Annotated in this window: 23 protein-coding genes; 13 read left to right on the forward strand and 10 right to left on the reverse strand. The window is 71.0% G+C overall.

The genetic code is table 11. The features are described 5' to 3' along the window. The first annotated feature begins 32 nt into the window (after window positions 1-32). The 3 genes from ribA to VDQ83_RS00690 all read left to right on the forward strand — a co-directional run bounded on the left by ribA (window position 33) and on the right by VDQ83_RS00690 (window position 3,378). Window positions 33-1,157 carry a GTP cyclohydrolase II RibA gene (ribA, locus tag VDQ83_RS00680; RefSeq protein WP_455433496.1) on the forward strand — a complete coding sequence of 375 codons (1,125 nt, stop codon included), beginning with the start codon at window positions 33-35 and terminating at the stop codon, window positions 1,155-1,157. A 170-nt stretch (window positions 1,158-1,327) separates the two neighbouring features. Further along, window positions 1,328-1,876 (forward strand): PH domain-containing protein, encoded by a 549-nt coding sequence (locus VDQ83_RS00685; RefSeq protein ID WP_455433497.1) that lies wholly within the window; start codon window positions 1,328-1,330, stop codon window positions 1,874-1,876. Beyond that, window positions 1,873-3,378 (forward strand): PH domain-containing protein, encoded by a 1,506-nt coding sequence (locus VDQ83_RS00690; RefSeq protein ID WP_455433498.1) that lies wholly within the window; start codon window positions 1,873-1,875, stop codon window positions 3,376-3,378. Before VDQ83_RS00685 ends, VDQ83_RS00690 begins: the two co-directional genes overlap by 4 nt. Before the next feature lie 31 nt (window positions 3,379-3,409). On the opposite strand, the gene VDQ83_RS00695 is transcribed toward VDQ83_RS00690, so the two are convergent. From VDQ83_RS00695 to def, 8 genes are all read right to left on the reverse strand, one after another. Further along, the gene (locus VDQ83_RS00695; RefSeq protein WP_455433499.1) at window positions 3,410-4,444 is read right to left on the reverse strand and encodes a CDP-glycerol glycerophosphotransferase family protein; all 1,035 of its coding nucleotides are present in this window, start codon (window positions 4,442-4,444) and stop codon (window positions 3,410-3,412) included. Continuing rightward, on the reverse strand, window positions 4,444-5,277 hold the full coding sequence (locus tag VDQ83_RS00700; protein ID WP_455433500.1) for a glycosyltransferase family 2 protein: 834 nt from the start codon (window positions 5,275-5,277) through the stop codon (window positions 4,444-4,446). Before VDQ83_RS00700 ends, VDQ83_RS00695 begins: the two co-directional genes overlap by 1 nt. An 85-nt stretch (window positions 5,278-5,362) precedes the next feature. Then, on the reverse strand, window positions 5,363-6,667 hold the full coding sequence (locus tag VDQ83_RS00705) for an O-antigen ligase family protein (protein ID WP_455433501.1): 1,305 nt from the start codon (window positions 6,665-6,667) through the stop codon (window positions 5,363-5,365). A 50-nt stretch (window positions 6,668-6,717) separates the two neighbouring features. After that, complete coding sequence (locus tag VDQ83_RS00710) at window positions 6,718-7,755, reverse strand: glycosyltransferase (RefSeq protein WP_455433502.1); 1,038 nt, start codon at window positions 7,753-7,755, stop codon at window positions 6,718-6,720. Window positions 7,756-7,813: 58 nt separating this feature from the next. Then, window positions 7,814-9,529: an ArnT family glycosyltransferase gene (locus VDQ83_RS00715; RefSeq protein ID WP_455433503.1), complete on the reverse strand. Its 1,716-nt coding sequence runs from the start codon at window positions 9,527-9,529 to the stop codon at window positions 7,814-7,816. A 25-nt stretch (window positions 9,530-9,554) separates the two neighbouring features. Then, window positions 9,555-10,877: a 16S rRNA (cytosine(967)-C(5))-methyltransferase RsmB gene (rsmB, locus tag VDQ83_RS00720; protein ID WP_455433504.1), complete on the reverse strand. Its 1,323-nt coding sequence runs from the start codon at window positions 10,875-10,877 to the stop codon at window positions 9,555-9,557. A 16-nt stretch (window positions 10,878-10,893) separates the two neighbouring features. After that, the gene (fmt, locus tag VDQ83_RS00725) at window positions 10,894-11,817 is read right to left on the reverse strand and encodes a methionyl-tRNA formyltransferase (protein ID WP_455433505.1); all 924 of its coding nucleotides are present in this window, start codon (window positions 11,815-11,817) and stop codon (window positions 10,894-10,896) included. Window positions 11,818-11,929: 112 nt separating this feature from the next. Then, a complete protein-coding gene (gene def, locus VDQ83_RS00730; protein WP_263395954.1) occupies window positions 11,930-12,442 on the reverse strand; it encodes a peptide deformylase in 513 nt (170 codons plus the stop codon). Window positions 12,443-12,577: 135 nt separating this feature from the next. Here def and VDQ83_RS00735 point away from each other — a divergent pair, with 135 nt between their 5' ends. The 9 genes from VDQ83_RS00735 to VDQ83_RS00775 all read left to right on the forward strand — a co-directional run bounded on the left by VDQ83_RS00735 (window position 12,578) and on the right by VDQ83_RS00775 (window position 22,725). After that, window positions 12,578-13,714 carry a LysM peptidoglycan-binding domain-containing protein gene (locus VDQ83_RS00735; protein WP_455433506.1) on the forward strand — a complete coding sequence of 379 codons (1,137 nt, stop codon included), beginning with the start codon at window positions 12,578-12,580 and terminating at the stop codon, window positions 13,712-13,714. 104 nt (window positions 13,715-13,818) lie between these two features. Beyond that, window positions 13,819-14,973, forward strand: a complete 1,155-nt coding sequence (dprA, locus tag VDQ83_RS00740; protein WP_455433507.1) for a DNA-processing protein DprA — start codon at window positions 13,819-13,821, stop codon at window positions 14,971-14,973. Between the two features lie 43 nt (window positions 14,974-15,016). Beyond that, window positions 15,017-15,490: a DUF494 family protein gene (locus VDQ83_RS00745; RefSeq protein ID WP_263395957.1), complete on the forward strand. Its 474-nt coding sequence runs from the start codon at window positions 15,017-15,019 to the stop codon at window positions 15,488-15,490. Window positions 15,491-15,530: 40 nt separating this feature from the next. Continuing rightward, window positions 15,531-16,238: a GYF domain-containing protein gene (locus VDQ83_RS00750; RefSeq protein ID WP_455433666.1), complete on the forward strand. Its 708-nt coding sequence runs from the start codon at window positions 15,531-15,533 to the stop codon at window positions 16,236-16,238. A 39-nt stretch (window positions 16,239-16,277) separates the two neighbouring features. Continuing rightward, window positions 16,278-17,216, forward strand: coding sequence for an RDD family protein (locus VDQ83_RS00755; protein ID WP_455433508.1), 939 nt, complete (start codon window positions 16,278-16,280; stop codon window positions 17,214-17,216). A gap of 354 nt (window positions 17,217-17,570) precedes the next feature. Then, a complete protein-coding gene (locus tag VDQ83_RS00760) occupies window positions 17,571-20,057 on the forward strand; it encodes a DNA topoisomerase I (RefSeq protein ID WP_455433509.1) in 2,487 nt (828 codons plus the stop codon). A gap of 636 nt (window positions 20,058-20,693) precedes the next feature. After that, window positions 20,694-21,254 carry a Sua5/YciO/YrdC/YwlC family protein gene (locus VDQ83_RS00765; RefSeq protein ID WP_455433510.1) on the forward strand — a complete coding sequence of 187 codons (561 nt, stop codon included), beginning with the start codon at window positions 20,694-20,696 and terminating at the stop codon, window positions 21,252-21,254. Window positions 21,255-21,317: 63 nt separating this feature from the next. Then, the gene (locus VDQ83_RS00770) at window positions 21,318-22,052 is read left to right on the forward strand and encodes a DUF4124 domain-containing protein (RefSeq protein ID WP_263395961.1); all 735 of its coding nucleotides are present in this window, start codon (window positions 21,318-21,320) and stop codon (window positions 22,050-22,052) included. Window position 22,053: 1 nt separating this feature from the next. Beyond that, the gene (locus VDQ83_RS00775) at window positions 22,054-22,725 is read left to right on the forward strand and encodes a DUF4124 domain-containing protein (protein ID WP_455433511.1); all 672 of its coding nucleotides are present in this window, start codon (window positions 22,054-22,056) and stop codon (window positions 22,723-22,725) included. Between the two features lie 171 nt (window positions 22,726-22,896). Here VDQ83_RS00775 and VDQ83_RS00780 read toward each other — a convergent pair whose 3' ends face one another. Beyond that, complete coding sequence (locus tag VDQ83_RS00780) at window positions 22,897-23,670, reverse strand: SDR family oxidoreductase (protein WP_455433512.1); 774 nt, start codon at window positions 23,668-23,670, stop codon at window positions 22,897-22,899. Window positions 23,671-23,751: 81 nt separating this feature from the next. Between VDQ83_RS00780 and VDQ83_RS00785 the strand changes: the two genes are divergently transcribed. Continuing rightward, window positions 23,752-23,961: a hypothetical protein gene (locus VDQ83_RS00785; RefSeq protein ID WP_455433513.1), complete on the forward strand. Its 210-nt coding sequence runs from the start codon at window positions 23,752-23,754 to the stop codon at window positions 23,959-23,961. Window positions 23,962-24,041: 80 nt separating this feature from the next. Here VDQ83_RS00785 and sppA read toward each other — a convergent pair whose 3' ends face one another. After that, on the reverse strand, window positions 24,042-25,940 hold the full coding sequence (sppA, locus tag VDQ83_RS00790) for a signal peptide peptidase SppA (RefSeq protein WP_263395965.1): 1,899 nt from the start codon (window positions 25,938-25,940) through the stop codon (window positions 24,042-24,044). Window positions 25,941-26,013: the final 73 nt, after the last annotated feature.

The following is a 26,013-nucleotide window of genomic DNA, read 5'->3' on the forward strand; positions in this document are numbered from 1 at the left end:
GCGGCGCCGGAGATCCCCATTTGGAGTCGTGCATGACCAGCCCCGTCCCCACCTCCGTGCACGCCTTCGGCGACCCCGCCGCGATCCGCAGCGAGCGCGCGGCCTCGGAACTGCGTGCCGGGCGTCCGGTGGTCATCGAGGACCGCCACGGCCATGCGCGGGCGGTGCTGGCGCTGGACAGCAGCACCGCGCAGTCCTACCAGAGCTTCGCGCAGGCCGCGGCGCAGCGGCACTACCTGTTCCTGACCCCGCCGCGCGCGCAGGTGCTGGGCCTGGCCGCGCCGCAAGGCGCGCGCATCGCCCTCGCCGGCCAGTCCTACGACGCGCTGGCGGCGCTGGCCTACCTGCGCGACGGCCCGGTGCCGGCGCACTGGGTGCCGGGCGATGCGCTGGACGCCGGCGCGGTGGAGATCGCGCGCCTGGGCCTGCTGCTGCCGGCGATGATCGCGGTGGACCTGGGCGCGGACACCAGCGCCTTCCAGGGCTGCCAATCGCTGCAACTGGACGACCTGGAGCACGGCTGCGCGCTGAGCGCCGCCGGCAACTACGAACTGGTGACCCGCACCCGGGTGCCGCTGCGCGACTTGGGCAACAGCGAGTTCGCGGTGTTCCGCGGCGGCGTGGCGCAGCGCGACCAGGTCGCGATCCTGATCGGCGAGCCCGACCTGTCCGCACCGGTGCCGGTGCGGGTGCACTCCTCCTGCCTCACCGGCGACCTGTTCGGCTCGCTGAAGTGCGACTGCGGCGACCAACTGCGGCATGGCCTGGCCAAGCTCAAGGAACTCGGCGGCGGCGTGCTGCTGTACCTGGACCAGGAAGGCCGCGGCACCGGCATCGCCACCAAGATGCGCGCCTACGGCTACCAGCACGACGGACTGGACACCATCGACGCCGACGCGCAACTGGGCTTCGGCGCCGACGAGCGCCGCTACGGCAGCGCGGTGGCGATGCTGCGCGGACTCGGCATCCAGCGCGTGCGCCTGCTGACCAACAACCCCTCCAAGGCCGAGCGCCTGCGCGCGGCCGGCATCGAGGTGGTCGAACGCATCCCGATCACCGGCACGATCACCGCCGAGAACGAAGGCTATCTGCGCACCAAGGCGGCCCGCGCCGGGCATGCGCTGGACGTGGACGCGCTGATCCGCGCCGTGCGCTGATCTGCGGCCGTGGGACCTGCGCGACGGCGGGGATTCCGACCGGCCAGGCGCGTTCCATGCCGGCACCTGCGCGCTTCGTGCCCGGCGACAACGCAGCCGGGCGTCGCCCGCGTTACGATCGGAGCCTGCCGGCGCGCATGCCGCGCCGTCCACCGCTTCGAGAACCCGCCGTGACCGCACCGCCGTCCCTGGATCCCCCCGCCGCCGCGCTTGGCGCCGATGCGCCGTCGGTCGACGCGGGCCCGGCCGACGACGGCTGGCAGCCGCTGCCGGTGCGCGGCGCCTGGCTGGCCGCGCTCGGCGGCGGCAGCATGCTCGGCTGCAGCATCCTGATCGGCGCGGCCATCTTCGGCCTTGGCCTGCACAGCGCGCAGGCGCTGCCGATCGGTGCCGCGGCGGCGGCACTGGGCGCGCTCGGCGGCGCCTGGGTGGGGTTCAAGCGCCATCGCCTGATCCGCTGGCGGCTCGATGCGCAGGGCCTGGCGCTGCGCCGCGGGCGCTGGTGGCAGAGCGAGGCGCACATCCCGATCTCGCGGGTGCAGCACCTGGACCTGCGCCAAGGCCCGCTGCAGCGCGCCGCGCGCCTGTCCACGCTGGTGGTGCATACCGCCGGCACCCGCCACAACGCGGTGGCGGTACCGGGCCTGGACCAGGCCGACGCCGAGCGCCTGCGCGAACGCCTGGCGCACCAGCTCGACCACGACGACGACGCGCTGTGAGCGCGGCCCTGGACGCCGAGGACATCGCGGTCCGGCGCCTGCATCCGTGGTCGTGGCTGTTCGTGCTGCTGCAGCACCTCAAGCAGTTCCTGCTGCCGCTGCTGGTGCTGGCGGTGTTCGGCGGCCGCGACGGGCGCAACGACCACATCGACCAGTTGGTGATGCTGGCGGTGGCCAGCGCGCTGATCGCCGTCTCGCTGCTGCGCTACCTCACCTACCACTACCGGATCGGCCGCGACAGCCTGAGCATCCGCAGCGGCTGGCTGCAGCGCAGCCTGCGCGAGATCCCGTTCGCGCGCATCCACAACGTGGTCGTGCACCAGTCGCTGCTGCACCGCCTGTTCGGCGTGGCCGAGGTCCGCCTGGAATCGGCCGGCGGGGCCAAGCCGGAAGCGGAGATGCGGGTGCTGCGGCTGGACCAGGCGCTGGCGCTGGAACGGCAGATCCGCCACCGCGCGCAGGCCGACCCGGCCAGCGCCGATGCCGCGTCGGCCAGCGACGTGCTGCTGGCGCTGCCCACTTCGGAAGTGCTGCGCCAGGGACTGATCTCCAACCGCGGCATGGTGGTGGTGGCGGCCGCATTCGGCGCCACCTACCAACTGTTCCCCGAGCGCATGGTCTCCAACGCGATCGAGCACTACGGACGGCAGTTGTTCGGCTACGCCAGCCACCTGCACCTGGGCTGGATGGCCGGCGGGGTGACCCTGGCGCTGATGCTGGCGACGCTGCTGCTGAGCATGCGCGTGCTGTCGATGGCGCTGGCGCTGCTGCAGTACCACGGTTTCCGGCTCAGCGAGAGCGAACGCCGCCTGACCGTGGAGCGCGGTCTGCTGGCGCGGCTGCGCACCAGCGTGGCGCGGCGCCGCATCCAGGCCTGGACCCTGCACGAAGGCGTGCTGCACCGCCTGCTGCGGCGGCGCAGCCTGCACATCGACACCGCGGTGATGGACGGGCATGGCGAGCAGGGCCGTGCGCTGAAGGAACTGGCGCCGCTGGCGACCCCGGCCGCCTGCGATGCGCTGCTGCATCGGTTGCTGCCGCAGATCGCGTGGCCGCCGCCGCAGTGGCATGCGATCGCCACGCGCTGCTGGTGGCGGCTGTGCCTGCCGGCAGCGTGCCTGGTGCCGCTGGCCTGCGCCGCGCTGTGGCGCCCGTTCGGCGCCTGGGCCGCACTGTCGCTGCTATGGCTGCCGTGGTCGGCGTTCAAGGCCTGGCGCCAGGCGCAACGCATGGGCTATGCCGTGGACGCGCGCTACGTGGCGGTGCGCGGCGGCTGGTGGACGCGCTGGTGGCGGCTGGCCGAGATCGACAAGCTGCAGGCGCTGCAGCTGACCCGCTCGCCGCTGGACCGCTGCTGCGGCACCGCCACGCTGTGGCTGGATACCGCCGGCGCCCGCCATGGCGAGCCGCCGTTGCGGGTGCGTCTGGTGCCCGAGACCGAAGCGCAGGCGCTGTACCTGCAACTGAGCCGCGCGCTGGCGCGGCGCCGGCTGCGCTGGTAGCGGCGCGCGCCGTACCCGGCCACGCGCCGGCTCAACGCACGCCGCGGCCCCAGTAGCCGATGCGCCGGCGGATCTTCAGCTTGCGCCAGAAATTCCACGGCTTGCGCCGCGGGTTGCGCGCGCCCTCGGCGACGAAGTCGTCGATCGCGCGCAATACGCGCTCGCTGGACTGGCCGTCGCGGTAGGGATGCAGGCCGTCGGCGAATTCGCGGATCGCCGCCATCAGTTCCGGCGGCCGCGCCAGCGCATGGCGGATCGCCGGCTCGAACTGCGCCGGATCGTCGATGTCGATCAGCTGCGGGCCCGGGCGCCGGTTCTTGAACGTCACCACCGGCTTGTAGGTGAGCAGGAATTCGTTGAGCGCCGAGGAGGTGTCCGAACACATCAGGTCCACCTGCGGGAACAGCTCCAGGATGTTGTCGTTGTCGGCGAAACGCAGGTACTCGTTCTCGAGCGCGCGGTAGCGCGCCACCATCTCCGGATCCATCTTCGGATGGAAGGTCACGATCCAGCGCCATTCGCCGCTGCGCGACAGCCGCGCGACCTCGTCGTAGAGGATGCCGGCCGCGCTCCACGACGGCGAGAACGTGGAGTGATACAGGATCACCGGCGGTTGCCGCACCGGCGCCAGCTCGCCGCCGATCTCGCGCATGAACGGATCGATCTTGGGAAAGCCGGTTTCCTTCACCGCAAAGTGGCCGAGCCTGCGCGCCAGCGCACCGAACGCGGCGGTGTCGCGCGGGCCAGTGGTGCAGTACAGGTCGAAGAAGCCGCGCACGTAGATGTGCCGCGGCTTGCCGGCATCGAACCCATGGAAGGTCTCGACCTTTACCCCGGGGAAGAAATGCGGCACCGCGTTGCTGGAGGTGATCACCGCGTACGGATTCCACGCCAGCACCTCCTCGACCGTGGCCAGATGGCGCTCGTCGGCGCTCAGGTCGGCGGCGCCGGGGCCGTCGAAGAACCAGGCCGCCTGGTCGCCGCGCGCGCGGATCGCCGCCTGCAGCGGGCGCAGGATCGCCAGCGCATAACGCTCCGATCCGTACAGCAGGTAGTGCTTGCTCATCAGTGCTCCAGATCGTGGCGTTGCAGTTGCGCCCGCGCCTGCTCCACCGAGGCCGGGTTGTACTGCATCTCGTAGTAGCGCATGCGCTTGTACAGCGCGTAGCTGGCCGCGGTCTGCGCCACCACGAAGCCGCGCCAGCCGTCGAGCACCGCCAGGCGCAGCAGGTAGTCCTTGAGGAAGGCGCCGACGAAGACGAACGGGCTCTGCCACATTCTCACCGGCTTGCGCTTGTCGCGCCAGCCGAGCGCCTTCAGTTCGGCGTAGCGCAGCACCTTGAGCTGCTTGTGCACCAGGGTCGGGTTGTGCAGATGGTTGAACGGCGGCGCGAATTCGGCGCTGGCGCCGTCGAAGCGCAGCGATTCGTGCACCCGCGCATCGCTCCAGCGCGCGCGGCCGCGGTGGTACAGCCGCGCCAGGCGCTCGCCGACCATCGGCCGGTACCAGCGCATCGGCGCGCCCATGTACCAGGTGCTGCGGCGCAGCCACACCGCGTCCAGCCGGTCCTCGGCCAGCACCTGCGGCAGCCGCGCCAGGCATTCGGCGCGCAGCGCATCGGACAGGAACTCGTCCGCGTCCAGCACCAGGATCCAGTCGTGCGCGGCCTGGGTGGAAGCGAAGTTGCGCTGCGCGCCGAAGCCCAGCCAGGCCTGCTCGACCACGCGCGCGCCATGCGCGCGCGCGATCGCCACGGTGTCGTCGCTGCTGCCGCAGTCCACCACCAGCTTGTCGGCGGCGAACGGCACGCTGTCCAGGCAGCGCGCGATGTTGGCGGCTTCGTTGTAGGTCATCACCACCAGGCTGAGCGGCAGGGTGGTCGCGGCGGCGTCGGCCATGGCGCTCGGTATCCGAAAAGAGCGGTGCAAGCTGCGGTCGCGGCGCGGACGGCGCCGCACCGCTCGGCGATGCGGGACCGGCAGTCTACCGGCTTCCGGCAGCCCGTTCAGCGGCACCGTCGCGCACACGCGGCGCGGCGGCATCGCAGGCCGCCAGCCCGATCAGCACGCCGACGAGGGACACGTAGAAGCCGGTGGTCACCTGGTGCGCGAACATCGACTGGGTCATGCCGCACAGGATGTAGGCCGCGACCACCATGATCCCGGTCGCGGCCGGACCATGGAACTCGCGGTGCGGGCGGCGCCGGTACAGGCGCACCAGCAGCCACAGCGGCACGCCGTAGACCAGCACGATCAGCAGCGTGCCGGGCAGGCCCTGGGTCGCGCTCCATTCGGCCAGGTCGTTGTGCGCATGGCCCAGATGGCAACGCTCCACCCATGTGGTGCCGCGGCAATCCGGCAGGCGCAGCATCGCGTTGTCGAAGCGGCCCACGCCGACCCCGACCAGCGGATGCTCGACGAAGGTCGCGGCCGCCACCTGCAGGCGCTCGATGCGCGCGCCGGCCGAGGAATCGCTGTCGCCGCGCTCGTAGCGCTGCACGTCGTGATGCAGCTCGGCCAGGCGGGTCTGCCGGGTCAGCGCCGGGACGCTCAGCACCAGGGTCGCCGCCAGCGCGGTGAGCATGCCCAGGATCACCAGCCGCGCGCCGCCGCTGCGCCAGCGCACGCACAGCGAGGTGGCCACCAGCAGCAGCAACATGCCCAGCCACACGCCGCGGCTGCCGCTGAGCAGGATGGTCGCGCAACCGGCGGCGATCGCGACGATCGTCCACGGCCAGTGTCCGTGCGGCCGGCAGAATACCGCCACCACCATCAGCATCAGCACCACGTCGGCCAGCACGATCGCGTTGGTCCAGCCTTCGGCGCGCGGCTCGCCGTGCAGCACCTGCACGACCGCCACCGCCAGCGTGGCGAAGATGCCCAGCAGCGCGCCCCACCACAGCAGCTGCCGCGGCGGGCGCAGTGCGTAGACCCACAACGCGGCCCATGGCAGCACCAGGAACCGGGTGCGGTTGTCGATGTCCTTCAGCGGCTGGCCGAAGTACAGCAGCGAGACCACCGACAGCCCGATCACCAGCAGCGCCAGCACGCCGAGCCAGCGCAGCGACGGCTGCAGCCCGGCCGCGGCGCGGCGCATGCGGCCCAGCGCCAGCAGGCTGGTCGCCAGCAGCAGCAGGCCGAACGGCAGCAGCCCGCCCGGCATGCTGACCACCAGCGCCGGCAGGCACAGCATGCCCAGCGCCGCCGCCCGCTCGACCAGCACATGGCGAGAGGAGGAGGACGCGGCCAGCGGCGATGCGGCGCGATGCGATGCGGCTTCTTCGGTCATCGGGAAGACGGATGGAAAGACGTTGGTGGGCGATGATCCAAGCGCGACCCCTAACCCGACCTGACCTGCACGCGGCCGCTGCTGGCCGGCGCCGACGTGGCCGGCGGCGGCGCATCGCCGAGCAGATCGGCCACCGCCGCCTGCAGGCGCTCGCCGAACTCGCGCTGGCGCGATTCGAAGAAGCTGCGCGCCGCGGTGCCCAGTGCATCGCACTGCATCGGCGCCAGCGTCAGTGCCTGCGCCATCGCCCGCTCGATGCCGGCCGCGTCGATCTGGTAGCGCACGCCGAAGTTGTCCGCACGTTCGCCGACCGGCGCGATCAGGATGCCGCGTTCGGCGCCCACCAGTTCGTTCATCGGCGCACCGTCGGTGGTGATCACCACCGCGCCGACGCTCAGCGCTTCCATGATGTAGTGGCCGAAACCCTCGACCTCGGACGGGCACAGGTGGAAGCGGTGCGCGTTCTGCAGCCGGCGCAGCTCGCGCTGGTCCAGGTAGCCGGTCAGGTAGTCGATGTTCGCGGCTTCGATCGGACGCGACTTCTTGGCGCTCTGCACCACGGTCAGCCGCGGCCATTCCGGGTGGCGCGCCCAGGTCTGCAGCAGCACCGCGGTGCCCTTGGCCGAACTGCGTCCGGCCACGTGCAGGCAGGCGCGCTCGCGCGGCACCTCCGGGCGGTAGCAGTCGTCGCTGCAGAAACCGATGAACGCGGTCGCCGGACCCAGCGTGGAAAAGCGCTGCTCGGCCTGCCGGGTCTTGCACAGCACCCGCTCGAAGCGCGGCAGCCAGCGCAGCCACTTGCGGCGGAACCATTCCGGATTGGGCACCAGCACGTTGCGGCGGCCGGCGCCCAGGCAGCGCGGATAGACCCGCTCCAGGAAGATCTGCAGGTCGGCGCGGCCGCGCAGCAGGCTGCGCAGGGCCAGGCGCAGTTCGCGCAGGTGGTTGGCGAAGCGCACGGTGCCGAAGCCGAGCACCTCGACCCGGTAGCGGCCGCTGTTGCGCAGCGTCTCGGCGACCACCTGCAGGTCGCGGCTCAGGCCGCCGCCGTTGTCGCGGCTAATGACCCGGATCAAGCGCATCGGCACGCTCGCCCTCCTGCGCGCATGGCGCCTGCGTTGCGAGCGAAGCAGGCGCGGCCGCGGCTCACTCGAAGCGGTCCTTGTCCTGCTCGCGTAGGCGATCGCGGTCGCTGCCGGTGACCACGCATTGCCCGTGCACGGCGCCGGCCGGCACCAGCCACCAATTGCGGCGGTTGGACACGCCGGCCAGAGTGCTGGCGCCACGATCGATGCAGCCGAGCATCGCCGCTTCCTGCACCAGCAGCCAACGGCGCTGCGGCGCCTGCGCCTGCCAGGCCACGCCGCGGCGCAACTGCTGGTCCCACGGCACCACGAAACCGAACGTGGTCGCGGCGCGGTCGGCCATCAGCAGGTTCTGCTCCTTCCATGCGACCAGGCCCAGCTCGGCATCCGGGCCGATGCGGCGGCCGGCCGCTTCCATCACTCCGCGTGCGGAGCTGGAGAGATTGATCAACGGATACACCATCAGCCCGACCAGCACCCACAGCATGCTCAGCGTCGACGCCATCGCCAGGTGCGGGCGGCGGCGCGCGAACACCGCCAGGCTGGCCACGCCCCACAGGCCGATCGCCAGCAGGATCCAGCCCAGCGCCTGCACGGTCGGCAGGTCCACGCCGCGCTCCTGCATCATCTGCGCGCGGAAGCCGTGCCCGGCCAGAACCGCCGCGCCGACGGCGCCCAGCGCCACGGTCAGCAGCACGGTGAACGCCAGCAGCAGGCGCTTGACCCCGGTCCTGCGCAGCAGCCCGGGGATCAGCGGCGCCATCGCCAGGCACAGCATCGGCAGCGCCGGCAGGATGTAGACGTCGCGCTTGCCGGTCGGGATCGAGAAGAACAGCACGATCAGCGCCCACCACGCCAGCGGCAGCAGATAGCGCGGATCGCGCCGGCGCAGGCGCCGCGCCCAGGCCGGGATCGCCCATGGCAGGGCCAGCAGCAGCGGCAGCCACATGCTCGGCATCACCCCGAAGAAGTACAACGGCCCGTGCGGGTGGTCCCAGGACTTGGTGTAGCGCCCGGCGGTCTGCCGGAACAGGATGTCGTCGAGGTAGGCGCGGTATTCGGGCTCGTGCGCCGACAGCGCCGTGGCCACCATCGGCACCAGCCAGATCGACACCGCGCCCAGGAACGCCAGCGGCCCCAGCCAGAAGCGCGGATCGCGCGCACCGACCCTGACTCCGCGCCACTGCGCCAGCGACGCGGCCGCGGCAGGCAGCAGCATCAGCAGCGCCAGCGCGCCCACGCCCTTGGTGATCGTGCCCAGGCCGGCGGCGAACCAGCCCAGCGCCCACATCCGCCAGTCCGGTCCGCGCAGCACGTGGCGCAACAGGCCGTAGTTGGCCAGGGTGATGTAGAACACCACCAGCGGATCGATCTGCGCCTTCTTCGCCTGGTAGGTGAAGTGGAACGCGAACAGCAGCGCGTACGCCGCGTACATGCCGACCCGGCGCGTCCACAGCCGCCGGCCCAGGTCGTAGACGCAGGCCAGCGTGCCCAGCCCGGCCAGCAGCGACGGCAGCAGGAACGCCACCCGCCAATTCTGGAACAGCTCATAAAACGCCGCCTGCAGCCACATCAGCATCGGCGGCTTGTCCGAGTACAGCTCGGTGCCGCGGTGCGGGAACAGCCAGTTGCCGCTGTCCACCATCTGCTTGGCGACCAGCGCGAAGCGCGGTTCGTCGGCCGGGTGCGGGTCGCGCAGGCCGAGCCCAGCACCGAGCACCAGCAGCGCGAGCAGGGCCAGCAACCAGAATTCTCGGGACGCGCGGGTCTTCAGCATGGGTCGGGATGATACCGGGGCCGCTTCACGCCGTCTTGCGCAGCCGCGCATAGAAGAAACCGTCGCGGTCCTGCTCGCCGGGCAGGCGCTGGCGGCCGCCGCCGTCCGCGTGGCCGCAGGCGGCGCCGGGATCCTCGGCCACGGCATCGGCGGTGCGTGCCAGGAACGCCTGCAGCTGCCGCGCGTTCTCGTCCTTGAGCAGCGAACAGGTCGCGTAGACCAGCACCCCGCCCGGCCGCAGCACCTGCCAGCCGGCGTCCAGCAGCCGCGCCTGCAAGGCCTGCAGCGCGACGACGTCCTCGCGCCGCCGGTGCAGCAGCACGTCGGGCTGGCGGCGCACGATGCCGGTGGCCGAGCACGGCGCGTCGAGCAGCACCGCATCGAACGCCACGCCATCCCACCAGGCGTCGGGCTGCGCCGCATCGGCCGCCTGCAGCACGGCTTGCGCCCCGGCGCCGGTACGCGCGAAGGTCTCGCGGACCCGCGCCAGGCGCCGCGCGTCCACGTCCAGCGCGGTCAGGCGCAGCGTCGGATCGCGCTCGAGCAGGTGCGCGGACTTGCCGCCGGGCGCGGCGCAGGCGTCCAGCACGCGCGCGCCCGGCGCCGGCGCCAGCACGTCGGCGACCTGCTGCGCCGAGCCGTCCTGCACCGAAACCCAGCCGTCGGCGAAGCCGGGCAAGGCGCTCATCGCCACCGATTCGGCCAGGCGGATCGCATCGGCCAGGTCCGGCACCGCCTGCGCGCCGATGCCCGCCTCGGCCAGCTGCTGCAGATAGGCCTCGCGGGTGCCGCGCTGGCGGTTCACCCGCAGCCACAGCGGCGCCGCCTGCTGGCTGGCGGCGAAGATCGCCTCGGCCTGTTGCGGCCAGTCGGCATGCAGCGCATCGCGCAGCCACAGCGGCCAGCCGGCGTCGGCGGCGACCGCCGGCAGGCCGTCGCGCAGCGCGCGGCGCAGCAAGGCATTGACCATGCCGGCCTGGCGCGGCCGGTCCAGCGCCCGCGCCGCCTCCACCGTCGCCGACAGCGCCGCGTGCGGCGCCAGGCCGAGCACGTCGAGCTGGGCGAACCCGGCCATCAGCAGCGTGCGCAGTTCGGCGTCGCGCTGCGGCAGCTGCTTCTGCAGCCACAGCCGCAGCGCCGCCTCGTAGGCCGGGCGCCGGCGCAGCACCGCGAAGCAGATCGCCTCGACCAGGGCGCGATCGCGCGGATCGGGCAGCGCCGGCAACGCCGTGGCCAGTTCGGCCTTCAGCGAACGGCCGCGGTCGATCACCGCGGCCAGCACGCGCGCGGCGGCGACGCGAGGCGCGACGCCGGGCGGCAGGGCGGCGGCGGCAGGCGCCTGGGTCACGGCCGGTGGCGCCGGTTCAGGCCAGCACCGGCAGATCGCGCCGGGCGTTGAGGTAGTCGGCGGCGGTGATCGCCTTGCCGCCGTCGCGCTGCAGCACGCGCAGGCGCAGCGCGCCCTGGCCGCAGGCGATGTCGATGCCCTGCTTGGAGGCGGCCAGCACCGTGCCCGGCGGCTGCGCGTGGGCCAGGTCCAGCGCGATCGCGCCGTGCACGCGCACCCGCTCGCCGGCCAGCACCGCTTCGGTGATCGGCCATGGATTGAACGCGCGCACCCGCAGCGCCAGCTGCGCCGCCGGCTGCTGCCAGTCCAGCCGCGCCTGCGCCTTGTCCAGCTTGTGCGCATAGGTGACGCCGGCCTCGGGCTGCGGCTGCGGCAACGGACGGATGCCGGCGCGCAGCAGGCCCAGGCCGTCGGCCAGCACCTGCGCACCGAGCGCAGCCAGACGGTCGTGCAACTGCCCGCCGGTCTCGCTGTCGCCGATCGGCGTGCGCTGCGACATCAGCACCGGGCCGGTGTCCAGGCCCGCTTCCATCTGCATCAGGCAGACACCGGTTTCGCTGTCGCCGGCCTCGATCGCGCGCTGGATCGGCGCGGCGCCGCGCCAACGCGGCAGCAGCGAGGCATGCACGTTCCAACAGCCATGGGTCGGGATCGCCAGCACCGCCTTGGGCAGGATCAGGCCGTAGGCCACCACCACCAGCAGGTCCGGCTGCAGCGCGCGCAGGGTCTGCAGCGCGTCCGGCGAACGCAGCGTGTCCGGCTGCAGCACCGGGATGCCGCGCGCCACCGCCTCCAGCTTGACCGGCGACGGGGTCAGCCCGCGGCCACGCCCGGCGGGCCGGTCCGGCTGGGTATAGACCGCGATCACCTCATGGCGCTGCGCGGCCGCGCGCAACGACGGCACGGCGAAGTCCGGCGTACCGGCGAAGACGATTTTCATTGGGCGGGGATTCGGAAGTGGGGAGTGGGGATGCGCAACGGCGGGTTCGGCGACCGGAAGGGATCCGATTCGCTGTGACGAATCCCCACTCCCGAATCCCGAATCCCGGCCTTCAGGCCACGTGCTTGCGCGCCTTGGCCAGCTTCTTGCGCACCATCTCGCGCTTGAGCGGGGACAGGTAGTCGACGAACAGCTTGCCGTCCAGGTGGTCCATCTCGTGCTGCACGCACACCGCCAGCAGGCCGTCGCTGGACAGTTCCTGCGGCTGGCCCTGGCGGTCCAGGTAGCGCACCACGATGGCGTCGGCGCGGGCCACGTCGGCGTAGATCCCGGGCACCGACAGGCAGCCTTCCTGGTACACCTGCTCGCCGTCGCGCTGCACGATCTGCGGGTTGATGAACACCTGCGGGGTGTTCTTCTCCTCGCTGACGTCGATGACCATGAAGCGCTTGTGCACGTCCACCTGGCTGGCCGCCAGGCCGATGCCGGGGGCCTCGTACATGGTCTCGAACATGTCGTCGAGCAGGCGCTGGAACGCCGGGGTGGTCACTTCGGCAGGGTCGACCGGCACCGCCTTGGTGCGCAGGCGGGGATCGGGGAATTCGAGGATGGGGAGCAGGGCCATAGCGGTACCCAGTTGGGGGCGCCGGACAATTCGGCAAGGCCGGCCAATTCTACTCCGTTCTCGCCGGCGCTTGCGCCGCGCCCTGGGTTCTGGACTATAGTGCGCGGACCTGTTGGGGAATCAGGCTTCGCACTCATGTTCAATCGACTCCGTACGGTCGTCGCCGTGGCGATGCTTACCGTGGCGACCTATGCCGCTTCCGCGAGCATGGCTGCCGAACACCCTGACACCTACGTGGTGCGCAAGGGCGACACGCTGTGGGACATCGCCGGGCGCTTCCTCGGCAAGCCGTGGCTTTGGCCGGAAATCTGGCAGGCCAACCCGCAGGTGCAGAACCCGCATCTGATCTACCCCGGCGACGTGCTCAGCCTGGCCTACCTGGACCGCGTGGCCCGCGGCACGGTCAAGCCCGGCCCGCGCCAGGACGCGCCGATCGACGCGATCCCGCTGTCCGACGTCGAGCCGTTCCTGAAGAACCTGCGCGTGGCCGACAGCATCGACGAGCTGCCCTACGTGGTCGGAGTCGAGGACAACCGCCTGCGCGCCACCATCGGCCAAACGGTCTACGCGACCGGGCTCGGCGACGCGCAGGCCGGGCAGCGCTACGCGGTGGTCCGGCCGACCGTCCGCTACGAACTGCCCCGGCTCAGCGACGACCTGAACAACGAAGGCCGCAGCACCCCGGGCACCGGCAACCTGTGGCAGACCTTCGTGGCGCCGGACAACAAGCGCCGCGAGACCCTCGGCTACGAACTGGCCCAGGTCAACATCGGCACCGTCACCCGCGTCTCCGCCGACGGCAGCCAGGCCACGTCCCTGCTGCTGCAGGACAGCGCCCGCGAAGTGCGCGCCGGCGACCGCCTGATCGCGGTCGAGGCGCAGCCTTACGACCTGCAGTTCGTGCCGCATCCGCCCTCGGCGCAGGCGCTCGAGGCCGGGCTGCGGGTGCTGGCGGTGGCCGACGCGTTCAGCGCCGCCGGCCCGCACGACGTGATCGCGCTCTCCGGCGGCAGCCGCGAAGGGATCGACAATGGCACCGTGGTCTCGCTGTGGCGCCACGGCACCCGGGTCAACGACCGCGTGCACCGCCCGAACACCTCGCGCGCCGACGACGGCTTCACCGGCGGCCGCGGCACCGTGGCCCTGCCCGACGAGTACGCCGCGCACGCGATGGTGTTCCGCACCTTCGACAAGGTCAGCTACGCGCTGGTGATGGACGGGATCAAGCCGATCCGGATCGGCTACGACGCCAAACACCCGGACGCGCGCTGACCCGCGCACGCGGGCAAGTCCTACATCCGCAACAGACGGCGCCCGAGGGCGCCGTCTGCGTTTGCGGCCTAGCCTGGGGACGTCGCCGCCCCGGGAACCGGTCCATGTCCGCCCTGCCCAGCCACGCCCCCTCCACCGGTGCCGACCCGGCGCTGCTGGCGCTGTCGCTGGCCGGCGGCGCCAGCGCCCCGCGCCGGCGCCTGCTCGAACGCTGCGGCAGCCCGGCCGCCGCATTGGAGGCCGGCGCGGCCACCTGGCGCGACGCCGGGCTGGATGCGGCGCAGATCGCGGCGCTGCGCCATCCCGACCGCGCCGCGATGGACACCGCACTGGCCTGGCTGACGCAGCCGCGCCGGCACCTGCTCGGCTGCCACGACCCGGACTACCCGGCGCTGCTGCTGCGCGCGCCCAACCCGCCGCTGGCGTTGTACCTGGAAGGCGATCCGGCGGCGCTGTGGCATCCGGCGGTGGCCGTGGTCGGCAGCCGTGCGCCCAGCGCCGGCGGCCGCGACAACGCATCCCGCTTCGCCCTGGCGCTGGCCACGGCCGGGCTGGCGGTGACCAGCGGCATGGCCGCCGGGGTCGACGCCGCCGCGCACACGGCCGCGCTGTCGCGCCAGGACGGGCTCACCGTGGCGGTGGTCGGCACCGGCGCCGACCTGGCCTATCCGCGCCAGCACGCCGCCCTGCGCGAACGCATCGCCGCGCACGGCGCGGTGGTCAGCGAGCATCCGCCGGGTACGCCGCCACGGCCCAGCCACTTCCCGGCGCGCAACCGGATCATCGCCGGGCTGGCGTTGGCCACGCTGGTGATCGAGGCCGCCGCCCGTTCCGGCGCGCTGATCACCGCACGCCTGGCCGCCGAGGCCGGGCGCGAGGTGTTCGCGGTGCCCGGCTCGATCCACAACCCGCTGGCGCGCGGCTGCCATCGCCTGATCCGCGACGGCGCCGGCCTGGTGGAGAACGCCGAGGAGGTCCTGGCCGGGGTCGCGCCGCTGGCCGCCGAACTGGCCGACGCCTTGCGCGGACGCCTTGCCGCCCCCACTGAGAGGATCGCCGACGACCCCGGCGTCACGCCGTCCTTCCCAGATCCCGACTACCAGCGCTTGTGGCAGGCGCTGGGTCACGACCCCACCTGTATGGATTCAGTGATCGCGCGCACCGGATTGACGGCCGCGGCGGCCTCCTCCATGCTGCTGGCCATGGAACTGGATGGCTACGTGGCGGTCGAACGAGGTCGTTACACCCGCAAACCCTAGTTTCTTCACCTCCACAGCGTCTAGCGACGCAGGCCGAGGGGCAATGAAAGAGAGCATTCTGGATGTCCTGCTGTACCTGTTCGAACACTATTTCAGCGAGGATGCGGACCCGGTCCGCGATCGCGACTCCCTCCAGAATGGCCTGATCCAGGCCGGCTTCAGCCCCACCGAGATCAGCAAGGCGTTCGACTGGCTCGACGCCCTGGCCGACCAGCGGCCGGCGGTGGCGCAGCCGCGCGTGGACGGCCCGATCCGCATCTTCCACGGCCCCGAGCTGGACAAGCTCGACGTGGAATGCCGCGGCTTCCTGCTGTTCCTGGAACAACACGGCATCCTCGACAGCGACCAGCGCGAGCTGGTGCTGGACCGGGCGATGGCGCTGGACCAGGACGAACTGGACCTGGACGACCTGAAATGGGTGGTGCTGATGGTGCTGTTCAACCAGCCCGGCGCCGAGGCGGCCTACGCGTGGATGGAAACGCAGATGTTCGTCGACGAGCCGGAGCCGGTGCACTGAGCCACTGACCGGCCATGCACGGATGCACGAGGACCCCGCCCTGAGCGCGTGGTATTACGCCGACGCGGGACGCCACCGGCACGGCCCGTTGAGCACGGCCGAGCTGCGCGAGCGGGTGCGCGACGGGCTGCTGGAACGCACCACCCTGGTGTGGCGCGAGGGCATGCCGGAATGGCAGCCGCTGCAGGCGCTCGCCGCGGAACTGGGCCTGCCCGCGGCGGTGACGCCGCCGCCACCGCCGCCACTGCCACTGCCTCCAGCAGCGAGCACTGCCGCGGCCATGCCCACCATGGCGCCGCGCAACAGCCTGTCCGGCTGCGGCGTCGGCGCGCTCGTGGCGGTCGTGGCGGGCGCGGTGTTGCTGTCAGTGGCGGGCATTCTCGCCGCCATCGCCTTGCCCGCGTACCAGGATTACACCCTGCGCACCAAGGCGACGCTTGCGATCGGCAGCATCGCCCCGCTGAAGCCCCAGATCTCCGGCTTCGCCACGCAGCAGGGGCGCTGTCCGGTGAACGGCGATGCCGGCTTCGGCACCCCGCAAAGCTACGCCAGCGAGTTCGTCGCACAGGTACGCATCGGCCGTTTCGACAACAGCCATTGCGGCCTGGAAGCCACGTTGCACGCGCCCGGCAAGGACAAGCTGGATGGCAAGGCGCTGTGGCTGGATTACGATGCGCAGGCTGCGGCCTGGAACTGCAGTTCCGAGCTGGACGACCGCTACCTGCCCGCGCATTGCCGCGGCGGCTGAGCGGAAACGGATTTTTCGATCGCAACCTGGGGAACAGGAATGAGTGAGTGGTACTACGCCGACGCTGCGCAGCAGCGCCATGGACCGATGCCGGCCGACGAACTGCAGCAGCGCTTCCAGCGCGGCGAAGTGGGCCTGACCACGCTGGTCTGGCGCGACGGCCTCAGCGAATGGCATCCGCTGGCCGATTTCGTCGACGAGCTGGGCCTGACCCAGGCACCGGCCGCGCTGCCGCCCAGCGATCCCGCCGAAGCGCCGCCGGCGCCGCCCGCGCAGGCCTTGCCGGCGGCCTGGACCTCGCCCGACACCGGTGCCACGGTCCATTCGCCGTACGCCGCTCCCGCCGCCACGCTCGGCGAAGAACCGCGTTTCGTCGCCGGCGGCGAAGTGGTGCAGGCCGGCTTCTGGAAGCGCACCGCCGCCTACCTGATCGACGGCATGCTGGTCGGCATGGTCGCGCAGGTGATCCAGTTCGCGATCATGCTGGCCTTCTTCGGCTTCAGCAGCCTGGGCGGCAGCCCCGACTTCAGCACGCCCGGCGGCATCATCATGCTGGTGCTGGTGTACCTGGTGCCGCTGGCGATGTCGGCGCTGTACTTCGGCCTGTTCCATGCCTCGACCAAGCAGGCCACGCTGGGCAAGATGGCGGTCGGCATCAAGGTGGTGCGCACCGACGGCAGCCGGATCAGCGTCGGCCGCGGCATCGGCCGCTACTTCGGCTTCCTGCTGAGCAGCCTGACCATCTTCATCGGCTTCCTGATGGCCGCCTTCACCGAGCGCAAGCAGGCCCTGCACGACATGCTCTGCGACACCCTGGTGGTGGACAAGTGGGCCTACACCGACCACCCGGAATGGCAGCAACGCAAGCTCGGCACGGTCACCGTGGTGATCCTGTCGCTGTTCGGCGTGCTGATGGTCGGGGTCCTGCTGGTGGTGCTGCTGCTGATCGGGGTGGCTGCCAGCGGCGATTGGCACTGACGGACGGCCGGGACTCGGGACCCGTGTCGGTCGGACGATCCATGTTGACGATCGAGGGTCGTGGGATTCAGGTGGCGTCGGCAAGGTGCGACGCCAATGTTGGGACTCGGGACCGGAAGAACGGAAGTCGGCAGAGCCCCCGGGAGCTTGGCAATTCCGGCGTGGCGGGGAGGTGGCGCTTGACAGCCGCCGCCGGACATGTCCACTAATAAAAAGAGACGCAGCTGAACGCCCGGGGTATCCGCCCCGGGCGTCGGCCGCTCTGAACCACCGCAACGCTTCACTAACCGGAGCAATTGCGCCACCCTACCGCCCCCAGGGCGCCCGCCCCGCCCATTCGAAGTCCACCTCATCATGTCCAAGCACCTGCTCATCGTCGAATCGCCCGCCAAGGCCAAGACGATCAACAAATACCTCGGCAAGGACTTCCACGTCCTGGCCTCGTATGGGCACGTGCGCGACCTGATCCCGAAAGAGGGTGCGGTGGATCCGGACGACGGCTTCGCGATGCGCTACGCGCTGATCGAGAAGAACGAAAAGCACGTCGAAGCCATCGCCAAGGCCGCCAAGGTCGCCGAAGACATCTATCTGGCGACCGACCCGGATCGCGAGGGCGAGGCGATCAGCTGGCACATCGCGGAGATCCTGAAGGAGCGCGGGCTGCTCAAGGACAAGCCGCTGCACCGGGTGGTGTTCACCGAAATCACCCCGCGCGCGATCAAGGAAGCCATGGCCAACCCGCGGCAGATCGCCGTGGACCTGGTCGATGCGCAGCAGGCGCGGCGCGCGCTGGACTACCTGGTCGGCTTCAACCTGTCGCCGGTGCTGTGGCGCAAGGTGCAGCGCGGCCTGTCCGCCGGCCGCGTGCAGTCGCCGGCGCTGCGTATGATCGTCGAGCGCGAGGAAGAGATCGAAGCCTTCGTCGCCCGCGAGTACTGGAGCATCGGCGCCGACTGCCTGCATCCCTCGCAGCCGTTCGCGGCCAAGCTGGTCAAGCTCGACGGGCAGAAGTTCGAGCAGTTCACCATCACCGACGGCGACACCGCCGAAGACGCGCGGATGCGCCTGCAGAAGGCCGCGCAGGGCGCGCTGCACGTCACCGACGTGGCCAGCAAGGAGCGCAAGCGCCGCCCGGCGCCGCCGTTCACCACCTCCACGCTGCAGCAGGAGGCCTCGCGCAAGCTCGGCTTCACCACCAGCCGCACCATGCGCGTGGCGCAGAAGCTGTACGAAGGCGTGACCCTGGGCGACGAAGGCACGGTCGGCCTGATCAGCTACATGCGTACCGACTCGGTGAACCTGTCGCAGGACGCGCTGGCCGAGATCCGCGACGTGATCGCGCGCGATTTCGGCACCGGCGCGCTGCCGGACAAGCCGAACATGTACCAGACCAAGTCCAAGAACGCGCAGGAAGCGCACGAGGCGATCCGTCCGACCGCCGCGCTGCGCACGCCGACGCAGATGGCCAAGTACCTGGACGACGACGGCCGCCGCCTGTACGAGCTGATCTGGAAACGCGCGGTGGCCTGCCAGATGGTGCCGGCGACGATGAACACCGTCACCGTGGAGCTGGCTGCCGGCAACGAGCACAGCTTCCGCGCCAGCGGCACCACGGTGATCGACCCGGGCTTTCTGGCCGTGTACGAGGAAGGCAAGGACCAGAAGGCCGCCGAGGACGAGGACGAAGGCCGCAAGCTGCCGGCGATGAAGCCCGGCGACCGCATCCCGCTCGACCGCATCCATGCCGACCAGCATTTCACCGAGCCGCCGCCGCGCTACTCGGAAGCCTCGCTGGTCAAGACGCTCGAGGAATACGGCATCGGCCGTCCCTCGACCTACGCCTCGATCATCCAGACCCTGCTGTTCCGCAAGTACGTGGAACTGGACGCGCGCCGCTTCCGTCCGTCGGACGTGGGCCGCGCGGTCAGCAAGTTCCTGTCCGGCCACTTCACCCGCTACGTCGACTACGACTTCACCGCCAAGCTCGAGGACGAACTGGACGCGGTGTCGCGCGGCGAGGAGGAATGGCGGCCGCTGATGGAGAAGTTCTGGGGCCCGTTCAAGGAACTGGTCGAGGAGAAGAAGGAATCGGTGGACCGCTCCGAGGCCACCGGCGCGCGCGAACTCGGCACCGACCCCAAGACCGGCAAGCCGGTCAGCGTGCGGCTGGGCCGGTTCGGGCCGTACGCGGCGATCGGCAGCACCGCCGAGGACGCCGAGGACAAGCCCAAGTTCGCCTCGCTGCGGCCGGGCCAGAGCATGCACACCATCACCCTGGAAGACGCGCTGGAGCTGTTCCTGATGCCGCGCGCGCTGGGTGAGGACAAGGGTGAGGACGTCAGCGTCGGCATCGGCCGCTTCGGGCCGTTCGCCAAGCGCGGCAGCGTCTACGCCTCGCTGAAGAAGGAAGACGATCCGTACACCATCGACCTGGCGCGCGCGGTGTTCCTGATCGAAGAGAAGGAAGAGATCGCGCGCAACCGCATCATCAAGGAATTCGACGGCAGCGACATCCAGGTGCTCAACGGCCGCTTCGGCCCGTACATCAGCGACGGCAAGCTCAACGGCAAGATCCCCAAGGATCGCGAACCGGCTACGCTGACCCTGGAAGAAGTGCAGAAGCTGCTGGAAGAGACCGGCAAGCCGGCACGGCGCGGTTTCGGCGCGAAGAAGGCCGCAGCCAAGAAGGAAGCCGCACCGAAGAAGAGCGCGGCCAAGAAGGCCGCGGCCGACGCCCCGGCTAAGCCCGCGGCGAAGAAGGGGGTCAAGAAAGCAGCGAAGAAGACCGCGAAGAAAGCCGTCAAGAAAGCGGTCAAGAAGGCCGCGGCCAAGCCGGCCTGATCCGGCCACGCTCCCGCCGGATGCGACATCCGCGGGAGCGACGCAACGCCAGGGCGACCTGGCGAAACCCGATCCCGACAACGCCCCTTGTGGGAGCGACTTCAGTCGCGACGGGCGTTGCCGGAAAGGCCCGTCGCGACTGAAGTCGCTCCCACATGGCGAAGGCGCATGTGCGTGCCATCGCGGCAGCGCGCTACTGCCATGCGGGATGACCCCATGCCACGCTGCGAACGACGCCAGGCGATCTGGCGCAACCGATCCAGGCGACGCACCTGCACGAGCGACTTCAGTAGCGACGGGCCTTCGGACGGCCTAACGGGAAATCCGCCAAGGCAAGAGCTCCAATAGCGCCGCAATCTAAGCCCCCGGACGCCCTGCACTTGCACCGCGGCAGATACAGAAAGCCCTCGATCGCTGCAGCTACGCGGCAAGCAACCCCCGCCTGCCCGCATCGCGCCACAAAGCTCGAACCACCAGAAAGACGTGCTTCGCTCTTCGCTCTTCGCTCTTCGCTCTTCGCTCTTCGCTCTTCGCTCTTCGCTCTTCGCGAATCCCGAATCCCGAATCCCGAATCCCGAGTCCCGAGTCCCCAGCCCATCATTGCCCCCCGGCAACCGCCTGCCGCATCATGCGCACATGACCGATCTGTCGCTCAGCCAAGCCGTCGCCGCCCTGCAGCAGGGCGGAGTGATCGCCTATCCGACCGAAGCGGTGTGGGGCCTGGGCTGCGATCCGCACGACGAAGCGGCGGTGATCCGGCTGCTGCGGATCAAGCAGCGCCCGGTGGAGAAGGGCCTGATCGTGGTCGCCGCCGAACTGGAACCGTTGCGCCCGCTGCTCGACCTGGCGGCGCTGCCACCGGCGCGCCTGGCCGCGGTGCTGGGCAGCTGGCCCGGAGCGCATACCTGGGTGCTGCCGGCCGCGGCGCAGGCGCCACGCTGGGTCACCGGCGCGCACCGCAGCATCGCGGTGCGGATCAGCGCGCATCCGCAGGTGGCCGCGCTGTGCCGCGCCTGGGGCGGTGCCCTGGTTTCGACCAGCGCCAACCGCGGCGGCGAGCCGCCGGCACGGCAGCGCGCCGACCTGGACCCGCAGCTGCTGGCCGCGCTCGATGGCGTGGTCGATGGGCAGACCGGCGACCTTGCCCAGCCGACGCCGATCCGCGACGCGATCAGCGGCGAGATCCTGCGCGCCTGAGCGCGTCACGAGGCCTGCCCGCCCCTGCTTTCCATGGCCGGCGAAGGCGCGCAAGATGCGCGCATGCCTGCCATCGTCCGCCCCGCCCTGCTCCTGACCGCGCTGTTGCCGCTGGCCGCTGCCGCCTGGGCGCAGAGCAAGCAGACCACCAGCAGCGACGGCGCCCAGGGATCGGTGCGCATCTACCGCTGCGTCGGCAACGCCGGCGCGGTCAGCCTGCAGAACGCGCCCTGCGAGAACGCGCGCCAGCAACAGGTGCTGGACATGCAGCGTCCACGCGATCCGCCGCCGCGCCCGACCACCACGCTCAGCACCGATCCGGCGCGCGCCGCTGCGGCACCGGCGCCGCTGCCGCAGCGCGAGATCCGCATCATCACCGTGCAGCCGCCGCAGCCCATGTACGAATGCGTCACCAGCGAGGGCGAGCGCTATACCAGCGACGACAACGAGGGCAATCCCCGCTGGGTGCCGCTGTGGGCGATCGGCTATGTCGGCGGCTACGGCAGCGGTCCTCGCCATGGACACGGTGGTGGCCACGGCGGTGGCGGTGGTGGTGGCCCGCGGCCGCCGCGGCCGGAGTATCCAGTCGGCGGCAGCGTGGTGGTGCCGGCCGGCAGCACCCTGGTCCGCGACACCTGCAACGCCTTGCCGCCGCAGGAAGTGTGCGCGCGCCTGGCCGACCGCCGCTGGGAACTGATCCGTCGCTACAACAGCGCGCTGCAGAGCGAGCGCCGCGCACTGGAAACCGAACAGCGCGGCATCGATGCGCGCCTCGACCGCGACTGCGGCGGCAGCTGAGATGCGCAGCGTCGCCTGCCTCGCGGCGCTGCTGGCCTGCGCCGGCGTCGCGCATGCCGAGGACGTGGTGTTCTATCGCTGCACCGATGCGCACGGCGGCCTGACCCTGCAGAACCAGCCCTGCCCCAAGGGCATGCGCCAGGAAAAGAAGATCATGCAGGGCGTCGGCCGCGCGCCCGCCTCTGTGCCGAGCGCTGCGCCCGCCGCGGCGGCACCCTCGCCGGCACCGGGAGCCGCATCTGCAACGACGGCTGCTCCCGCAGCGACGGCCGCAGCCGCTGCCGTCGCGCCATCCGATCCTCCACCAACGCCGCCCACGCCGGCCACAGACGCCGCACCGCGCCTGCCGCCGCCTCCGCTGTATGCATGCGTCACCCGTGAGCAACAGCGCTATGTCGGCGAAGTCGCCGAGCCGACCCCGCGCTGCGTGCCGTTGCGCACCGTCGGCCTGGACGGCAGCCCCGACAAGGCCGGCGGCAGCGCCTGCGAAGTGATCCGCGACCGCTGCGAAGCGCTGCCCGAGGCCGGCGCCTGCGATGCCTGGACGAGCTACGTGGCCGAAGCCGAAACGCATTGGCGCTTCGCCGTCCCCGACCACGCCGAGCAGCTGCGGCAGGAATTCCTGCGCCGCCAGCAACTGTTCGACGCGAGCAGTTGCGGCGCGCCGAAGTAGCGCGCGCGCACCTTCGATCCCGGCGAGGCTCCCTGTAGGAGCGGCTTCAGCCGCGACCGGGCATTGCTGGGAAAGCCCCGGTCGCGGCTGAAGCCGCTTCTACAAGGGCTACCCGCGCGGCAGGACCTGGTTGAGGCACTGCTGCAGCAATGAGCGGGCAAGAGAAAAACCCTAGAACCCGTAGCGCAAGAATCCGCCGTCCACCGCGATGCATTCGCCGGTGATGTAGCTGGCCGCCGGCAGGCACAGGAAGCCGACCGCGGCCGCCACTTCCTCCGGTTCGCCGATGCGGCGCATCGGCGTGCGCTCGATCACCTGTTCGTAGTAGTCCGGATCCGACAGCGGGCCTGACGTGCGGCGGGTGCGGATGTACCACGGCGCCACCGCATTGACCCGGATCCCGTCTTCGGCCCATTCGGCGGCAAGGTTGCGGGTCAGCTGGTGCAACGCGGCCTTGGTCATGCCGTACGGCGCGCCACTGCGCACGTGGGTCAGTCCGGATACGCTACCGACGTTGACGATCGCCGCGGCCGCATGCTGCGCCAGCAGCGGATGCGCATAGCGCGACAGCTCGAACGCGGAGAACAGGTTGGTCTCGAAGATGCCGCGCCACTCGTCCTCGGTGTAGTCCACCGCGGCCTTGCTGAGGTTGCCGCCGGCATTGTTGACCAGCAGGTGCAGGCCGTCGGCATGGTCCTCGACCCAGTCCAGGATCTCGCGGCGGTCCTCGTCGTCGGCCACGTCCGCGGCCAGCGCCAGGATGCGGCGCTCGGGATAGGCGTCGGCCAGTTCGTCGCGCGCCGCTTCCAGCGCATCGATGTCGCGCGCCACCAGCATCAGCTCGGCGCCGAAGCCGAGCAGTTCGCGCGCGATCGCCAGGCCGATGCCGGCGCTGGCGCCGGTGATCAATGCGGTCTGTCCGTCCAGCCGCCAACGTTGCTGCATCGCCTTGCCTGTCTGCGCCGGGGTGGGCGTAGGATAACGCCCACGCTCAACGAGGTCGCCCCTATGCACGGATCATTGCGCTTGCTGACGTTGGCACTCTCGCTGCTGGTCGCGCTGGCCGCATGCAAGCCGGCGCCGCCGAAACCGGCGGACAAGCCGCCCGAGCCGCAGGCCGGCGCGCTGCGCGCGGCGATCGCGCAGCCGCTGGACCGCGCCAAACAGGCGCAGGCCGGCACCGAGCAGGCCGCGGCCGCACAGAACGCGGCGATCGACGCCGCCACCGGGCAATAAAAAACGCCGGCATCGGCCGGCGTTCTGGGTCGCTCGCAGCGCGCCCGCCAGCGGGCGGACGCGCTTGCGTCATGCCTGGATCACAGGCCGCAGAAGCAGTAGGCCAGCGCCTTGACCGGTGCGCCGTTGCGCTTGTCGGTGGCGTCCTGCACGAAGCGCAACTGCGTATCCAGCTCCGGCATGTTGCGCGCCAGTACCGCATGCGCCAGCGCCGAATCGCCCAGCATCCAGGCGCCCATGCGGCTGCTGGCGAAGCCGCTGACGAACTGCGCGAACGGCGTGGCCGGCTTCTCGATGTAGCGCACGCGGTACTTGTCGCGCTCGCCCAGCTTGGCCCGCGCGGCGGCATCGGCCACCGCGTCCTTGAAGCCGCCGAACGCGTCCACCAGGCCGCGTTCCTTGGCCTGCGCACCGCTCCACACGCGGCCGCGCGCGACCTGGTCGATCGCCTCGACCGGCTTGCTGCGCGCCTGCGCGACCTTGCCGGTGAAATCGGCGTAGCCCTTGTTGATCACCGACTGGATCACCTGCCCCACCGCCGGATCCATCGGCCGGGTGACGTCGAACGCCCCGGCGAACCGGGTGGTGCCGACGCCGTCGGTGTGCACGCCGATCTTGTCCAGGCTGCGGGTCAGGTTGGGGATCATGCCGAAGATGCCGATCGAGCCGGTGATCGTCGACGGGTCGGCGTAGATGCGGTCGGCGTTCATGCTGATCCAGTAGCCGCCGGACGCGGCCAGGTCGCCCATCGACACCACCACCGGCTTGCCGGCCGCCTTCAGCGCCACCACCTCGCGGCGGATCTGCTCGGAGGCGAACACTTCGCCGCCCGGCGAATCCACCCGCAGCACCACCGCCTTGACCGCCTCGTCGTCGCGCGCTTGGCGCAGCAGTTCCGCGGTCGACTCGCCGCCGATACGTCCGGCCGGCTGCTCGCCGCCGCTGATCTCGCCCGCCGCGACCACCACCGCCACCTGCGGCCGCGAATCCACCGGCGAACGGCGCAGGTCCAACTGCTGCAGATAGGCGTCCAGATTGACGTTGCGGAAGCCGCTGTCGGCATCGTCGTCGGCGACGCCGCGCTTGGTCAGCAGTTCCTCGACCTCCTCGCGGGTCTTCAGGCCGTCCACCAGCTTCTGCTGCAGCGCGAACTTGGCCATGTCGCCGCCGGCCGCGGCGATACCCTCGGGCATCGTGTCGATGCCGGCGGATATCTGCTCGGGCGCCAGCTTGCGCGCCTTGGCGATGTCGGCAACATAGCGCTGCCACACGTCGTTCATCCAGAACAGGTCCGCTTCCTTGGACGCCGGCGACGCCGCGTCGAGCACGTAAGGCTCGGCGGCGGACTTGTACTCGCCGACCTTGAACAGGTGCACGTCGACGCCGAGCTTGTCCTGCAGGCCTTCGCGGAAGTACTGGCGATAGCGGCCCAGGCCTTCCAGCACCACCGAGCCCATCGGGTCCAGGTAGACCTCGTTGGCCTGCGCGGCCAGCAGGTACTGCGACTGGCTCAGGCTGTCGCTGTAGGCCACGACCTGCTTGCCGGAGGCGCGCAGGTCCTGCAGCGCCGCGGCCACTTCGCGCACCGAGGCGAAACCGCCTGGCTGCAACTTGTCCAGGCGCAGCGCCACGCGCTCGATCTTCGGATCGGTCTTGGCCGCTTCCAGCGCGCGCAGCAGGTCGCGCAGCTGGATCTCCTCGGCGCCCTTGTCGCCCATCGCCTTGGTCAGCGCGCGGCTGACCGGGTCGGCGCTGAACTGCTCGACCACGGTGCCTTCCGGCGCGATCAGCAGCGTCGTACGGTCGTGCAGCGTCTTGGCGCCGTCGCCGCGCCCCATCGCGAACACGATCAGCAGCAGGAGCAGCAGCAGGAAGCCGAAGAACACCAGGTTCAGGATCAGCCGGCGGGTGAAGTTCATCACATCCCATAGGCCAACGAAGAAGTTGGCGATGGGGCTGCGACGCACGGGTTGGTTCATGGAAAACTCCGGAAGGGAAGCGTCTTGCGCGTGTGCAGCATACCGGCTGCGCCGGCGCCGCACATGCGCCTGA

The sequence above is a fragment of the Xanthomonas sp. WHRI 7945 genome, from assembly GCF_035026585.1.